Source organism: Roseibium algicola (genome assembly GCF_001999245.1).
Lineage (GTDB): Bacteria > Pseudomonadota > Alphaproteobacteria > Rhizobiales > Stappiaceae > Roseibium > Roseibium algicola.
Genome location: NZ_CP019630.1, coordinates 3,556,258 through 3,569,895 on the forward strand (window position 1 = coordinate 3,556,258; position 13,638 = coordinate 3,569,895).

Annotated in this window: 10 protein-coding genes; 8 read left to right on the top strand and 2 right to left on the bottom strand. The window is 57.9% G+C overall.

The genetic code is table 11. From position 1 onward, the window contains the following. Positions 1–274 precede the first annotated feature (274 nt). Positions 275–1,246, top strand: a complete 972-nt coding sequence (locus tag B0E33_RS16540) for an MBL fold metallo-hydrolase (protein ID WP_077291781.1) — start codon at positions 275–277, stop codon at positions 1,244–1,246. 141 nt (positions 1,247–1,387) lie between these two features. Then, complete coding sequence (locus tag B0E33_RS16545) at positions 1,388–2,743, top strand: lamin tail domain-containing protein (protein ID WP_077291782.1); 1,356 nt, start codon at positions 1,388–1,390, stop codon at positions 2,741–2,743. A gap of 83 nt (positions 2,744–2,826) precedes the next feature. Here the strand turns inward: B0E33_RS16545 and ctrA are convergent, their stop codons facing one another. Continuing rightward, positions 2,827–3,519 (bottom strand): response regulator transcription factor CtrA, encoded by a 693-nt coding sequence (gene ctrA / locus B0E33_RS16550; protein ID WP_031270498.1) that lies wholly within the window; start codon positions 3,517–3,519, stop codon positions 2,827–2,829. A 372-nt stretch (positions 3,520–3,891) separates the two neighbouring features. Here ctrA and fliI point away from each other — a divergent pair, with 372 nt between their 5' ends. The 3 genes from fliI to B0E33_RS16565 all read left to right on the top strand — a co-directional run bounded on the left by fliI (position 3,892) and on the right by B0E33_RS16565 (position 6,296). Next, a complete protein-coding gene (fliI, locus tag B0E33_RS16555) occupies positions 3,892–5,217 on the top strand; it encodes a flagellar protein export ATPase FliI (RefSeq protein ID WP_077291783.1) in 1,326 nt (441 codons plus the stop codon). Between the two features lie 28 nt (positions 5,218–5,245). After that, the gene (gene fliJ, locus B0E33_RS16560; protein ID WP_077291784.1) at positions 5,246–5,653 is read left to right on the top strand and encodes a flagellar export protein FliJ; all 408 of its coding nucleotides are present in this window, start codon (positions 5,246–5,248) and stop codon (positions 5,651–5,653) included. Positions 5,654–5,861: 208 nt separating this feature from the next. After that, positions 5,862–6,296 carry a paraquat-inducible protein A gene (locus tag B0E33_RS16565; protein ID WP_055661214.1) on the top strand — a complete coding sequence of 145 codons (435 nt, stop codon included), beginning with the start codon at positions 5,862–5,864 and terminating at the stop codon, positions 6,294–6,296. Positions 6,297–6,382: 86 nt separating this feature from the next. On the opposite strand, the gene B0E33_RS16570 is transcribed toward B0E33_RS16565, so the two are convergent. Beyond that, positions 6,383–7,498 carry a DUF2336 domain-containing protein gene (locus B0E33_RS16570; protein ID WP_023003401.1) on the bottom strand — a complete coding sequence of 372 codons (1,116 nt, stop codon included), beginning with the start codon at positions 7,496–7,498 and terminating at the stop codon, positions 6,383–6,385. A gap of 298 nt (positions 7,499–7,796) precedes the next feature. Between B0E33_RS16570 and B0E33_RS16575 the strand changes: the two genes are divergently transcribed. From B0E33_RS16575 to glpK, 3 genes are all read left to right on the top strand, one after another. Continuing rightward, positions 7,797–10,100: a mechanosensitive ion channel domain-containing protein gene (locus tag B0E33_RS16575; RefSeq protein ID WP_208997642.1), complete on the top strand. Its 2,304-nt coding sequence runs from the start codon at positions 7,797–7,799 to the stop codon at positions 10,098–10,100. Positions 10,101–10,271: 171 nt separating this feature from the next. Further along, complete coding sequence (gene glpD, locus B0E33_RS16580; RefSeq protein WP_077291785.1) at positions 10,272–11,792, top strand: glycerol-3-phosphate dehydrogenase; 1,521 nt, start codon at positions 10,272–10,274, stop codon at positions 11,790–11,792. 76 nt (positions 11,793–11,868) lie between these two features. Next, a complete protein-coding gene (gene glpK, locus B0E33_RS16585; protein WP_077291786.1) occupies positions 11,869–13,362 on the top strand; it encodes a glycerol kinase GlpK in 1,494 nt (497 codons plus the stop codon). Positions 13,363–13,638: the final 276 nt, after the last annotated feature.

Sequence of the window (13,638 nt, forward strand, 5' to 3'; positions counted from 1 at the left end):
GGATCACGTTCAAAGGCGGCCTCTGGCCGCCTTTTTCATTCGCTGTACCGTGAAGGAATCCCTTCAAAAAAGCGGTCTGTTGCGAGTGAGCAAGTTTTTGAAATTCATTTTGTTCGTTCGCTCTCGTGAAGTTTATCCAGCTGGCGGCGAACAGCACTTGTCTGCATCTGCATCCATTCCATTTTCTCGATCGTAAGCTTTGCGTCCTGCCGATCACTCGGGGTGTTCGACTGCGGGACTGTTTTCATGAATCGGAATTGCAGGGAGTGGGAATATGACCGAGATAAAAGTTGAACTCACACGTCGCGCGGCGCTTCTGGGAGCAGGTGGGGCGCTTGCCGGGGCAAGTCTTGCCGGAACCACCGTTGTCCATGCGGCTGCAGAAAAGCATGCCGCTGTGCCGGCGCCCGTCGCCCGCTATTCCGTAGGCGGGTTCGAGGTGACAACCCTGCACGATGGTGCGGTCTCCCTGACCGAACCGCAGAAAACCTTTGCCATGAATGTCGACGCGGATACTTTTTCTGCGACCAATGCCAATAACTTCCTGCCCAACGACAGTTTCCAGATCAGTTTTACGCCAACGCTCGTGAACACGGGCAGCGAACTGATCCTGTTCGACACAGGCAATGGCGAAGGTGCCCGGCCAGGTCGCGGAAAGATGCGTGCTGCGCTGGAAAATGCGGGATACACGCCGGAGCAGGTTGACGTGGTGGTGCTGACGCACATGCATCCCGACCACGTCAGCGGTCTGATGGAAGGCGGCGCGCCGACCTTCGCCAATGCCCGCTATGTGACCGGGCAGAAGGAATATGACTTCTGGGCAGCAATGGATGCCGAAGCCAATGGGGTGACCAAGCTGATGGCGAGCCACGTCAAACCGTTGGCGGAGAAAATGACTTTCCTCGATGACGGCGGCAGCGTGACGACGGGTGTCACCGCGATGGCTGCTGCAGGTCATACCCCCGGTCACATGATCTACATGCTTGAAAGCGACGGCAAGCAGCTTGCCATAACGGCGGATACCGCCAATCACTACGTCTGGTCGCTGGCGCATCCCGAATGGGAAGTGCGCTTCGACATGGACAAGGAAGGCGCCGCGGCCACCCGCAAGACCGTCTTCGGTATGCTGGCCGCCGACAAGATCCCGTTCGTGGGCTATCACATGCCGTTCCCGGCGGTCGGCTACGTGGAGACCAACGACAGCGGTTTCCGTTACGTCCCTGCGTCATACCAGCTGCAGCTCTGATCCTGCCATTGCAAGTGCGGAAAGGCCGGCGGCAACGCCGGCTTTTTTGTTTTCGCCGGACAGTTACGAGTTTCCGTCTGGTAGTGAAAATGTCATAAACGTGTGAAAGCCTTCTTCTCGTTACTTCAGGTTGAGGCTCGCATGTCAGACCATATCTATCAGGCCATTTGGAACGAAGATGCCGACCGGTTCAGTGTCAGCACGCGCAACGTGGATGGTGACTGGACGGACATGACAGCCGACATTCTGCTGGACGAGCAGGTGAAGGCCAAAGGGTCCCGCCAGATCGACCTGGCAGCGAACCCGCTCTTTGCCCGGGTCGATTTCGACAAGATGGCGGCGAGCGATCTGTACCAGACCTTCATCCGGCTTCTGGACAACTATGCGGTCCACTTTCGCGACCCGGAAACCATTTCGCCTGCCGAGCGAGACGAGATCGAAGGGTTTCTCGATCTGGTGATTGCAAGCCGGCCGATGCAGATCGCCTTCGAGCATATTTCTGCCGAGCTCGTCAGGGACATGACCGCTGAAACCTTCCGGCAGGATCTGTTCCGGATGTGGTTCGAGGTCTACACCAACTTCTTCCGGGGCAAGTCGACCCACTTCTGCACGGGCTTCGAGCATGTTTTTGTCGGCGAAGGCAAATACAAGAAAGGGGCGAATTCCGCCTCGGAGAAGGGTGAAATCTCCGGTTATCACTCCTGGGTGAAATTCGCGCTGGACGAGCTCAACAACCGGGTCGACTACCTTGGTTACAAATACGATCTCGGAGGTCCCGGACCGGAGAACCCCCATGTCGTGACGCTGCAGATGGTCTGGAACCACCAGGACATGACCGGCAACCTTGTCGCTGAGCTCTTCAAGAGCAAGGGTGGATTTTTTGTCGGCAGCAGTCCTGCGTGCGAATTCGCGCTCGGCACGCTTGCCTATTACGAAGGCCTGCACGGCTTGCTCACCAACCAGAAGAAGCGTGTTCAGCTCGGTGAGGGCAAGTTCGATCTGGTGATGTATCACGAGACCACGGCTGATGGCTCGCTGGGGCAGCACATCCGCTCATTCTACCCTGTGTTCCTTGGTGACGGCAGCACCCGCACGGACGATTCTGGCAATGTGGTCGTGCGTCCAAGGACCGTTGAAATGCAGAATGACGGTCCGCTTCGCATTCTTTCGGCCCTGCCGAACCCGCCGGGGGATGACCAGGGCACGGAATGGGTGGAGATCTGGAATGCCGGTGCAGCGGACATCGACCTCACGGGCTACGAACTGCGGGACAAGATGGGCAGGCCGCAGCCGGTGGAGGCGGTTGTTCTGATTGCAGGTGCCGTTTTGAAGGTGTCGGTGACGCGGGCGACGGTCCATCACATGCAGATGTCGAACCGCAAAGGGTTGATTACCCTGCATGACAGTTCCGGCGAGATGCTGGCGTCAGTCAATTACGGGCAGGCGGGGGAAGGGGCTGTGCTGACCTTTGCCGAGCGCGCAGGTGGCCAAGGCTAGAACAGCCTTGTCACATCCAACCCTCAGCAACAAAAAGCCCCGGCAGTGCCGGGGCTTTTAAAACGTCAACGTCTGATGCTGGATCAGGCGGCTGCTTCGACGTCCGGCTCGCGCAGAACGTAACCTCGGCCCCACACCGTTTCAATGTAGTTCTTGCCGGAGGTTGCAGCTGCCAGCTTCTTGCGAAGCTTACAGATAAACACGTCGATGATCTTCAGTTCCGGCTCGTCCATGCCGCCATAGAGATGGTTCAGGAACATCTCCTTGGTGAGCGTCGTTCCCTTGCGCAGGGAGAGAAGCTCCAGCATCTGGTATTCCTTGCCGGTCAGATGGACGCGCTGGCCGCCGACTTCGACGGTTTTGGTGTCCAGGTTGACCTTCAGGTCGCCAGTGACGATGACCGACTGTGCGTGCCCCTTGGAGCGGCGGACGATTGCGTGGATACGCGCGACCAGCTCGTCCTTGTGGAACGGCTTGGTCATGTAATCGTCGGCGCCGAAGCCGAGGCCGCGAACCTTGTCTTCGATACCCGCGTTACCGGAAAGGATCAGGATCGGTGTCTTGACCTTGGAAACGCGTAGTGTCCGGAGAACCTCGTAACCGGACATGTCCGGCAGGTTCAAATCCAACATAATGATGTCGTAATCGTACAGTTTGCCGAGGTCGATGCCTTCCTCGCCAAGATCTGTCGTGTAGACGTTGAAGTTCTCGGACTTCAGCATCAGCTCGATGCTCTGCGCCGTGGCGCTGTCATCCTCAATCAACAATACACGCATGCCAATCCCCTTGTTCTGCCTTTCCTGGGCAAGTCGCAACGGCTCTGTCGGTGCCTGCTACGAAGGACTGATGTTAACCCCGACTCAAAGCTATCGGTTAATGGTTAACAAAATATGATTCGTAACGGCAAGCTCTGGAGAGAGGAAACTGTGAACAACACTCAACTTATTGAATCCCCAGAAAAAATTCGGATTCACAAATCTTAATGTTGAACTTTAAGAACCGGCGCTAACCGATTCCGTTCAGATTCCTTTCAACAAAGCCGTTTTGACTTCGAAATGGCTCTCGCTTGTCAGCCTTCCAAAGGTTAAGATTAACCAGAGTCGTAAACGATCGGTTACCAAAACCGTTAACGAGGGAAGGAATCTTACGTGAAGGCGCTTTTCGCCGAGATTGATTCGCTCATGCCGACCGAAATTTATGGCCGGGTGACTGCGGTTCAGGGACTTCTCGTCGAGATTGCGGGCCCTATTCACGAAATGAGTGTCGGCTCGAGATTGTTGATCGACAACGGTGAGGATAACCCGAAAGTGCCCGCAGAGGTTGTGGGTTTTCGTGAAGGACACGCACTTTGCATGCCTTTTTCCGGGCTCGAAGGCGTGCGAATGGGTTGCAAAGCCGTGATTCAATCGCGTGACAGCGTGGTTCATCCGGCAAATGCCTGGCTTGGCCGAGTGATTAACGCACTTGGTGAACCGATTGATGGTAAAGGAAGTCTTGTTCATGGCGGAGTGCCTCGCAAATTGCGAAGTTCGCCTCCGCCGGCCTCCGAACGTAAACGAGTTGGACCGGCCCTGGATCTCGGCGTTCGCGCACTTAATACATTCGTAACCTGTTGCGAGGGGCAGCGAATGGGCATTTTTGCCGGCTCCGGCGTCGGCAAGTCCGTGCTGATGTCCATGCTGGCGCGCAACACAAAATGTGATGTCGCGGTGATCGGCCTTATCGGCGAACGCGGTCGAGAAGTTCAGGAGTTCATCGAGGACGATCTGGGCGATTCGGGGCTGGAGCGCTCCGTGGTCGTCGTCGCGACCTCAGATGAAAGCGTTCTGATGCGGCGGCAGGCCGCCTATCTGACCATGACTGTTGCCGAACATTTCCGCGATGAAGGCAAGAACGTGCTGTGCATGATGGACTCGGTAACGCGATTCGCCATGGCACAGCGCGAAATCGGCTTGTCGATCGGCGAGCCGCCGACCTCCAAGGGCTATACGCCGACGGTCTTCACCGAATTGCCGCGACTTCTGGAACGGGCAGGTCCCGGCAAGGAGAACAGCGGATCGATCACCGGCCTTTTCACCGTTCTTGTGGAGGGTGACAATCACAACGAGCCTGTGGCCGACGCGGTGCGCGGTATTCTCGATGGCCACGTGGTGATGGAACGCGGCATTGCCGAGCGTGGCCGGTATCCGGCAATCAATGTGCTGAAATCCGTGTCACGAACCATGCCGCGCTGCGTGCCGCCGGAGCAGCTCCCGGTTCTGCGCAGGGCCCGACAGCTTCTGTCGACCTATACGGACATGGAAGAATTGATCCGGCTGGGCGCATACCGGAAGGGATCGGACCCGACCGTGGACGAAGCCATCTACAGGTTCGACATGATCGACGAATTCCTGAATCAGGGAAAAGACGAAGCGACATCACTTTCTGACGGGTATGAGCAACTTGCCAACCTTTTGGAAATGACTCAGGGGTAGACTGCCCGTGTTAGGGGAGTATTGAGTAATGAAAACCCGAGACAGTTTGATCCGTTTGAAGCGGTTTCAGGTTGACGAGAAACGACGACAGCTTGCTCAGATCGAGAGCATGATCGCCGAGTTCAACCGTATGGCCGATGAACTCGATGACCAGATCCGGTCGGAGCAGGAGCGGGTCGGTATTACGGATGTCACGCATTTTGCCTATCCGACGTTTGCCAAGGCCGCAGCGGACCGTCGCGACAACCTGCGCAATTCCGCGCATGAACTGGACGACCAGCTGCGACGTGCCCAGGACGAGCTCAGCGAGGCGATCGAGGAGCTGAAGAAGTTCGAGCAGCTGGAAGAACGCGACCAGCAGCGCGAGCGCACAGCCCAGGAACTGGCGGAGCAGGATCAGCTCGACGAAGTTGCTGCGCGGGCTCGAGGTCGATAACGGCTTACTGAACTTCCCTAGAAACAGCCGGTCTCCGAATGGGGGCTGGCAGGGCTTGATGTACGTTCTTATATTCCTGATCGTTGCTCGCGGCGGTCAGGTTTTGTGCTTTCCGATCCGGGTGATATAGGAAATGGTGCTCCTCCTGGTGATGCCGGGCGCAGGTGCCGCTACGAGTTTACGCGATAGCCAGGGTACGGCAGTTTCAATGCGATTTTTTCTGGCTTTGCTGCTTCCCGTTTCCACTTTCTCGTTCGCCCTCGGACTGACGCAGCCGCTTATGCGGTTCGAGCGCCTCTATTTTCTGGAAGACCGACCGACGCTGATCGAAATGGTGACCAGCCTCTATCACGAGGGCGATGCGGTTCTTGCCGCGATCGTGGCGCTGTTTTCGATCGGGTTTCCAGCGCTGAAGATCCTTCTGATCCATGTGGCCGTGCTTAGTGGTGCCAAGACGCGTTCGCTTGCGCTCCTGTCGATGGTCAGCAAGTGGTCGATGCTGGATGTCATGCTGGTGGCGCTGGTGCTTTTTGCCGCCAAGACAAGCGGACTGGCGGCAGCCGCCATTTTGCCGGGCCTCTGGTTCTACGCGGCCGCGACCCTGTCGACGGCAATCGCCGCGACGCTTTGTTCCAAAAGCTGAATTTTCGAAAAACGCGGCTTAGAGTAAGCGCTGACAACCTTGCTTATCGATATGTTGGTTGGAACGAAGCAACGTTGGCGTTGTCGCTACATTGCCGCGACACGTCCGGGACGATCACCCGTGGGTCTTGGTTTCTTTTCCCGCCGGTTCGCCTGGAAATCACCGCATCGGGATTGTTTGGTCTGTGCCGTGCTGTCGAGAAACTTCTTGTAGGTGGCCGTCCATTCGGAGCCCTGCGTTGCCGGGATCTTCAAATGGTCGCAGCGAACCTTGGCGAAAAGGGCGAAGGTCGGCGTGTCGAGGCCGGCTTTCTCCGCGGTTCTGAGAACCAGATCCTTCTTGCCGTTGAAGACCGCATCCTTGAGTGCCTTCTGGGCCGTTCGGCCGCGCGCGCTGAGCAGCTCGATCGCGTGATTGAAGCGGCCATCCTGCAGTAACAGGATCATAAGCTCGTTGACGGTGATTTCCGCACGCTCCGCTTCCCGCCACAGGAGGGTCATGTCCGGATTGTTGAGGGCATCGCCGAATTCCCGGCGCAGCACCTTCAGTCTTGCGATCTGGTCCAGTTGATCCTGCGACAGGGAGCCTTCAATGATACTGCGCAGGCGCTTCTTGGTTTCATCGTCCACAAGCGGCAGCAAGGCCCGGCACACTGCCGGGGAAAGATCGGAGCGCAGGCACAGGTCCTCGCGCAGGACCACGTCTTCCGTGGCGTATTTGACGAAACTCAGCATGGTTTCGCGGGACAGTTTGATCTCGCGGTTGCCGGCCAGAATGCGGTGCACCGGGCGGTCGCCTTTTTCGGCAATGGCATCTGAGACTTCAGGCGAGAGGTCGGTGCGGCGGGCAATCACCTGTAGATGGCTGTTGCTCAGCCGTTCGACGAAGTCGATCAGGTCTTCCTGGGTCAGCGCGGGGCTTTGTGCAAGCAGGGGCATGGCCACGTTGACGTCGTCTTCGGCGATCTTGCGGGCAAGCTCCGGCGGCGTGTTGACTTGCGAAGCGAGCTTGTGCGCCAGCCTGGCGCGGTCCCTGGGCGAGCCGACACTGTACAGTTTTATGATTACTTCGGAGAAGATTGCCAGTTCCCGGTCGGTCCGCTCATCGAGGTTCGCAATCACAAGTTCGCTCACCTGCGCGAACAGCCGTCGTCGCGCCTCGTCTGTGCCTTCCTGTGCAAGCTTGATCAAGGACCTGGGCATCCTTCCTCCTCGTCGGGCCAGATTGGCGCCCATATTGTTATTATTACGTTACCCGATAAATGGAGGCTGGCATATTACCTTGCGTAAAGGTGAAATCTTTTTGCGATTTCCAGTGAATCCTTGTTTCTGCTGGTTTTGATGCGGTCGTTACTGCACGGGAAACTTGCGTTTTATAATAGTACCTAAAAAATGTCCGAAGACAGCAGTCTGAACCCTTTTCATCCGCGACTGTTCCTCCATATTGTCCCTGCCATGGCCGGACCCCCGCCGGTCTTTCTGGAATTGACAAGAGTTTGAAATGAAGATTTTGCGCTGCTGCCTCTTTGCCCTGATGACAATGATGCTTGCCGGGTTGGCTCCGGTTCTGGCTCAGGAAAGCGGGGGGCAGGCCCCGGCGCAGGAGCAAGCGCCACCGGCCGATGTCGAGCAGGCGAGCCAGGCCCTGATAAAGGTTCTGAATGACCCTGAAAGCCGAGCGGCGTTGATCGATCTCTTGCAGAAAAGCACAGGGGACAGCCAGCCTGCTGAAGGTGACAGGCAGGTTCCCGGGAATGAAGCTGCAATTCCGGTTCAGGGGATCTCCCAACCCCTGCAACAGGAAAACTTCGCCCTGCGGATCGGTGAATACACACGGGTTCTGGTGGATGACGCGGGGTATCTGCTGGAGCAGGCAATGCGCTCGTTGAACGGCCTGGTTCTGGTCGCGCGCGGCGATATCCCGGTGAAATGGGACCGGGTCGAGGATATCGCGATCCAGGTCGGCATCGTGCTTCTTGCGGCTTATCTCGGCTTTTTTGCCAGCCAGCTGATCGCGAAGGCACTTTATCCGCGCATGTCGCTTTATGCGCGTTACGGCGGTGGGCTGACGCGCAGTTTCATTCTTGTTCTGACATCGGTCGTCGATGCAGTGACGGTAGGTGTCGGTTGGGCCGTCGGCAACGCGGCGGCCCTGGCAAGCTTCGGTGGAATAAATGCAGGCGTAACGCTTCAGGAAAGTCTCGCGCTGAACGCGTTTTTCATCCTTGGCATGGCCAACGTCTCGCTGCGCTTCATATTCGCGCCGGGGCGGCCGGAACTGCGGTTGCTGCCGTTCACCGATGAAAGTTCGCTGTACTGGTACGGGCGTTTGCGGTTGTTCATGTACTGGATGGTCTTTGGCCTGTTCCTGGCCGTGCCGATCGCCAATGTTGCGGTATCCTTCGTGCTCGGCAACGCCTTGCGGTTCCTCGTCGTGCTTCTCGGGATGATCTATCTTCTGGTGCTGGTGCACCAGAACAGACACCGGGTAAACGAGGGGGCGCGGGATTACGCCGAGCATCTGCAGAGCGCTCTTGCCAAGCGGGCGCTCGTGCTCGTCGGTCAGCTCTGGCACCTGGCTGCCTACGGCTATATCGCGGCGGTTTTCATCATCTGGGTGACCCGGCCGTTTGACGCGACAACCATTATTCTGCGGGCAACGGGACTGTCGATCCTCACCATCATGGCGGGCATGGCCATTTCTCTGGTCGTGACCAAGGCCATCAAGGGCGGGATACGCCTGCCGGACGACCTGAACCGGACCCTTCCGGCGCTTCAGAGCCGGCTGAACGCCTTTGTGCCGCGCCTTCTGAAGTTCATCCGGTTCGCCGTCTTCCTGGTGACGGTGTTGCTGCTTCTGGAGATCTGGGGTCTGTTGACGGTTGCCGAATGGCTGGTCAGCGAAGCCGGGGTGCAGCTTCTGAGCAGCTACGGTTCTGCCTTCCTGGTCCTGCTCGTGGCTTTCATGATCTGGCTTGCCGTCATGTCGTGGGTAGACCTCAGGCTGCAGTCCCGTTCCGGATACATCGTAACAGCGCGCGAACGCACGCTGTTCCAGTTGTTCCGCAATGCATCGACGGTCGTCATCGTGGTGATGGCGCTGCTCTTGTCGCTGTCGGAAGTCGGCGTCGATATCGGTCCGCTGATCGCCGGTGCCGGTGTCGTCGGTCTGGCGATTTCCTTCGGTGCACAGACCCTGGTCAAGGACATCATCACCGGAGCCTTCATCCAGGTCGAGAATGCCATCAACGAGGGCGACGTCGTCACCGTTGCCGGGATAACGGGAACGGTCGAGGGGATCACCGTCCGGTCGGTGCGCATGCGCGACATCGACGGAACAACCCACATCATTCCGTTCTCGTCGGTCGACATGGTGTCCAACTTCATGCGCGGCTTCTCCTATCATGTCGCGCTGATTGGTGTTGCCTACGACACGAATATCACCCACGCCAAGGACGCCATGCTGGAAGCCTTCCGCAGACTGAAGGAAACGGATTTCGGACCCAAGATCATCGGTGATTTCGAAATGCACGGCGTTACCAATTTCGGTGCCAGCTCCATTGATATCCGCGGCCGCATCAAGACCGTCCCGGGGGATCAGTGGGGCGTCGGGCGTGCGTATAACGAATTCGTCAAACAGGTCTTTGACGAACGGAATATCGAAATCCCGTTCCCGCAAGTGACCTATCACGCCGCTACGCCTCCCTTCGTGGACGACGGGAACAAACCGAAACAGCGCAAGAAGGTTGACGTTTCTTCGACCCAGTTGGAGGACGATGCTCCGGCAGACGACGGAGAAAACTAGACAGATCAATACCTTGTAGTTTCTGAGTGATCTATTTAACCCCGGCGGAGGCGCGAGCTTCTTGCCGGGGTGTTTCGTCTTGGTGTGCGAAATTGTTGATTGAATTTCGAGAAGTTTCGTTTTATTTTCATTTTCAATCCTGAGACGCAAAAACACAGGCCGGGGACAGTTATGGCTGCGGATTACGATCTTTTGATCATTGGTGGGGGCATCAACGGAACGGGCATCGCCCGCGACGCGGTCGGCCGGGGGGCTTCGGTTCTTCTGGTCGAAATGGGTGACCTTGCCGGCGCCACATCGTCGGCCTCGACCAAGCTCATCCACGGCGGACTGCGCTATCTGGAATATTACGAGTTCGGTCTGGTGCGCAAAGCGCTGAAAGAGCGTGAAGTGCTGTGGCGCGCAGCGCCGCATATTGCCTGGCCGCTGCGGTTCATTCTGCCGCATCACAAGGACCTGCGTCCGGCATGGCTCCTGCGGCTCGGCCTCTTCATGTATGACCATCTCGGCGGGCGGGAATTGCTGCCGGCCACCAAGACCGTGCGTCTGGATCAGGCTCCGTTCTCGCAAGGGCTCAAGAAGCTCTTCAAGAAGGGGTTCGAATATTCGGACTGCTGGGTGGACGATGCCCGACTGGTGGTTCTGAATGCGCGCGATGCGGCTGATCGCGGTGCCGAAATCCAGACGCGCACCAAATGCATCAGCGCGCGGCGCGACGGCGACGTCTGGCAGGTCGTTCTGAAAGACCTTGCAAGCGGCGAGGAAAAGACCGTCACTGCCAATGTGCTGGTCAATGCCGCCGGGCCCTGGGTTGCGGACATGCTGAGCGGCGTTACCGGGGCGAACAACAGTTCCAGCGTCCGGCTGGTCAAGGGCAGCCACATCATCGTCAAGCGCCAGTTCGAACACGACCGTTGCTTCATCTTCCAGAACGGTGACGGCCGGATCGTGTTCGCCATTCCTTATGAAAACGACTTCACGCTGATTGGCACGACCGATGTCGATTTCCAGGATGACCTGAGCAAGGTCGAGATCTCGAAGGACGAAATCGCGTATCTGTGCAAGGCGGCGAGCGAGTATCTGGAAAACGCGATCACGCCTGAAGATGTGGTCCATACCTATTCCGGCGTCCGCCCGCTCTACGATGACGGCGCAAAGGATGCCAAGGCGGCGACGCGCGACTATGTGCTTGAGCTGGATGCGGGCGATACAAAGCCGGCGATCCTGTCCGTCTTCGGTGGCAAGATCACGACCTATCGCAAGCTTGCCGAGCATGTCCTGGAAAAGTTGGAGCCGTATCTGCCTTTCAAGCGCGGGGTATGGACGGCCTATGCGCCGCTGCCGGGCGGTGATTTCAAGGTGAGCGAGTTCGATGCGGAAGTGTCACGCCTCAAGGCCGATTATCCGTTCCTCGACAAGGTATTCGCAACTCGTCTGACCCGTCTTTACGGCACGGATGCGCGCTTCATACTCGGGGAAGCGAAGACGCTCGAAGATCTCGGCCGCTGCTTTGGCTACAATCTTCATGAAGCGGAAGTGAAATGGCTGGTCCGCCGCGAATGGGCCCGCAGCGCGCAGGACATCCTGTGGCGGCGGACGAAACTGGGGTTGCAGCTCAGCGGGGAGGAAGCTGCCGAGCTGGACACCTATCTGTCGGCTTATCTTGCGGAGCAGGCCGGCGCTGCGGCATAGTTTTATCAAACGGAACCAGATGACCTGCCGGCCTTGCCGGCAGTTTTCATGACAAGAAGAAAACGGGAGGTGCGCCATGGCCGGATGTGTTTTGGCAATAGACCAGGGCACGACGTCGAGCCGGGCAATTGTCTTCGGCGACGATTTCCATCCAATCAGTGTGGGGCAGCAGGAGTTTCCGCAACACTTCCCGAAGTCGGGTTGGGTGGAGCATTCGCCGGCCGATATCTGGACGAGTACGCTGCGCGTGTGTCGGGAAGCGCTGGAAAAGGCACCGTCCGGTGGCGCTGATGTCGCCGCGATCGGGATCACCAACCAGCGGGAAACCACCCTTGTCTGGGACCGATCGACGGGCGAACCGGTCTACAACGCCATCGTCTGGCAGGACCGGCGTACGGCCGATTTCTGTGCGAAATTGCGCTCGGAAGGCCGCGAAGGAGTTTTTTCCGCCAAGACGGGCCTGTTGCTGGATCCCTATTTTTCCGGAACCAAGATCGCCTGGATCCTCGACAATGTGGACGGTGTGCGCGAGCGTGCGGAACGCGGTGAGCTTGCCTTCGGCACCGTCGACACATGGTTGATCTGGCAACTCACGGGCGGCAAGGTACACGCAACCGATGCCACCAACGCTTCCCGGACGCTGATCTACAACATTCACGAAAACAAGTGGGATGAAGAGCTTTGCAAGCTCCTCAACATCCCGCAGAACCTGCTGCCCGAGGTCAAGGACAGTGCGGATGATTTCGGCGTCACCGACACGGAATTGTTCGGCCGGGCAATACCGATCCTCGGCGTTGCCGGCGACCAGCAGGCCGCGACGGTCGGGCAGGCATGCTTCAAGCCGGGAATGGTCAAGTCCACCTACGGCACGGGTTGCTTTGCACTGATGAACACCGGGTCCAAGCCGGTCCGGTCCAATAACCGTATGCTGACGACCATCGCCTACAGGCTGAACGGCGAAACCACATATGCGCTCGAAGGGTCGATCTTCGTTGCCGGTGCTGCCGTGCAGTGGCTGCGCGACGGTCTGGGTCTCATCGAAAGTGCCGGCGACACGCAGTCGCTTGCCGAACAGGCTGATCCCAACCAGGACGTCTACCTTGTTCCTGCCTTCGTTGGTCTTGGCGCTCCCTATTGGGACGCGGAAGCCCGGGGCGCGCTGTTCGGTCTGACGCGAAACACGGGTCCGAAGGAAATTGCCCGGGCGGTCCTGCAAAGCGTTGGTTACCAGACCAGCGACCTGGTTGAAGCCATGCGGGCAGACTGGCCGGAGGCCGAACAACCGGTGCTCCGTGTCGATGGCGGCATGACGGCATCCGACTGGACGATGCAGTTCCTGGCCGACATTCTGGGCGCGCCGGTCGACCGGCCGACTGTCCCGGAAACGACGGCGCTCGGGGCAGCGTGGCTCGCCGGATCGAAGGCAGGTATCTGGCCTGGGGCCGAGGCATTTTCGGCAGAATGGAAGCTGGAAAAGCGTTTCGAGCCACGTTTACAGGAAAGTGAGCGGGCCAGATTGCTTGCCGGATGGCAGGACGCTGTCAAACGAACCCGTTCTACGCAGGATTGAGAAATTCAGGGGCTCCCGTTGTTGCGGGAGCCTTTTGTTTTCAGGCGGTTAGATGAAGCTTGAAAAACGCTGCCGTTGCGGTATTTGTTTCTCGTGAGTTAACGTTGCCGCATTAAAAATTTACGGCAGCAACTCTTACCTAGCAAAAAAATTTCAAAAACATCCTCAAATTAGAAATATGTTGGCAGTTGATTTTCTGCCAAAAAAACGCCTTAGTTTGCGCTGGCTTGGGCTTAACTCCTTTGCGCGATTCAACGATGCAAGGCCCTTGCTCTT